This window comes from Streptomyces sp. F001 (assembly GCF_004187715.1).
In the GTDB taxonomy this organism is placed as follows: Bacteria; Actinomycetota; Actinomycetes; order Streptomycetales; family Streptomycetaceae; genus Streptomyces; species Streptomyces flavusporus.
In genome coordinates, this window is the sequence record NZ_QZWF01000142.1 from 1 (window position 1) to 2263 (window position 2263).

Here is a 2263-nt window from a genome sequence, read left to right on the forward strand (position 1 = left end):
CCCGGCCCGCCCCTGACCCCTGAGGAACTGCAGACAGTTACCGATATCGTGCAGCGTGTCGACGGGATGCCGCTGGCCATCGAACTGGCCGCCGGCCGACTGTCCACGTTCTCCCTGAAAGATCTGAGACGGCGCCTGAACCGCTCGCTCGACCTGCTCGGCGGTGGCAGCACCAGCGCGGAGTCCCGGCACAGGACCCTGCGCGCGACCCTCGAGTGGTCGTACCAGCTCCTCACGGAGGACGAACGGCGGTTGTTCCGGCACCTGTCGGTCTTCGCCGACGGCGTGGACCTGGACACCGCCGAGCGGATCGCCACCGACCTGGCACTGGCGGGCGACCCCGGCAGCGCGCTGGCCCGCCTCGTCGACGCCTCCATGATCGACGCCACCTTCGACGGGACCACCCGGTACCGCATGCTCGAGACGCTGCGGGCGTTCGGGCTGGACAGGCTCGCGGCCCTCGGCGAGGACAAGGCGGCGGCCGAGCGGATGGCGCGGTGGGCCGTCGAGCTGACCGCGCGGTTCCACTCCGCCATGACGACGGAGCGGGAGCCCGAGGCCGACGCCGAGCTGCGCCGTGAGCTGCCGAACCTGCGGGCCGCATGGCGGCTGGTCCGCGACCGGGGGTCCCTGGACGACGCCGTTGCGATGGTCGTCGGACTGTTCGACGCGATCGCCTACCGCGACCTCGTGGAGATCCGGGACTGGGCGAAGGAACTCGCCGCCGACCCGGCACTCGCCGACCACCCGGGCGCGGGCCTCGTCCTCGGGGCCGCGGGTGAGGCCGTCTATCACCACGGCGACTACGTCCGTGCGGAACGGCTCGCCCGCGCCGGGCTGGAGAAGAAGACCGAGGGCAAGGCACCCTGGCAGTGCCTGATGGTGCTCTCGGTGGCCGAGCTGGCGCGCGGCGCCCACGGCGCCGTGGTGGAGCACTCCCTGGCCGCGGCCGATCTCGCCGGCCCGCACCGGGAGAGCCTCGGGATCGCCGCCCTCGCGACGGCCTACGCGGGTGACCCGGACGCGGCGCGCCGACTCAACGAGCAGGGGTGGGCCGGCGCGGTGTCGCCCTCGATGCGCGCCTGGGGCGCCTACGTCGCCGGGGAGATCGAGAACCTCGCGGGCCGCGGTGAACTCGCCGAACGGCACTACGTCGAGGCCGTCGACCTGGCCCGCACCTCGGGCGCGACCTTCCTCGTCGGCGTCGCGACCGTCGGGCTGCTGTCGGTGCGTGCCGCCAAGGGCCGGGTTCACGAGGCGTTGGAGGGCTACCGGGACGTCATCGGGTACTTCGCCCGCACCGGCAACTGGACCCACCTGTGGACCACCTTGCGCAACCTCGCCGACCTGCTGCGCCGTCTCGGGGACGACGAGGCGGCGGCACTGATCGCCGCCGCCGCGGACCGCGCCCCGGACGCGCCCGCGGCGACCGGCTCCCAGCACACCGGGAAGCGTCGGGGGCCGGTCCCCGGCAGGACCGCCGTACTCGAGGTGGCCCGGCAGGCCATCGAGCGGAACCTCACCCGAGGACGACAGGACGCTCCAGGAACACCCGGGAGCTGAAGGGCCTGGTACTACAGCCGGGTCTGTACGGTCTTCGGTGTAACTCCCGATCATGGAAGTAGCACCTGATGAGCGACGTGACTGTCTCTGCCGAGGCGGTTGAAGAGGTCCGGCCGGCCGAGTTGTCGGCGGACGTGCTGGACGAGCAGTTGATCGGGCAGTCGGTCGACCGGGCCCGCGCGAGCGGCCTACAGCTGACCGGTGAGGACGGGCTGCTGCAGCAGTTGACCAAGCGCGTGCTGGAGTCCGCTCTCGAAGGCGAGATCACCGACCACCTCGGCTACGAGAAGCACGACCCGGCCGGTGCCGGCAGCGGCAACGGCAACGGCAACGGCAACGGCAACGGCCGTAACGGGGCCCGGTCCAAGACCGTGCTGACCGACGTCGGCCCGGTGGAGATCACGGTGCCGCGTGACCGTGACGGCAGCTTTGAGCCGCAGATTGTCAAGAAGCGGCAGCGGCGGCTGACCGGCGTCGACGAGATGGTCCTGTCGCTGTCCGCGCGTGGTCTGACGCACGGTGACATCTCCGCCCACCTGGCCGAGGTCTATGGCGCGAGCGTGTCCAAGCAGACCATCTCGACCATCACCGACAAGGTCATGAACGGGATGGCCGAGTGGCAGAACCGGCCGCTGGACCCGGTCCCGCCGGAGGTGGCGTGAATGGTGCGGATCTCGAGGATCACGGCTCGGCGGTACCT

At 71.5% G+C, this 2263-nt stretch carries 2 pseudogenes; both read left to right on the plus strand.

The window, feature by feature from the left end:
• A pseudogene (locus tag StrepF001_RS45025) lies at window positions 1-1563 on the plus strand (transcriptional regulator); the annotation flags it as partial.
• Between the two features lie 68 nt (window positions 1564-1631).
• Window positions 1632-2207, plus strand: a pseudogene (locus StrepF001_RS45030) (transposase); the annotation flags it as partial.
• Window positions 2208-2263 lie beyond the last annotated feature (56 nt).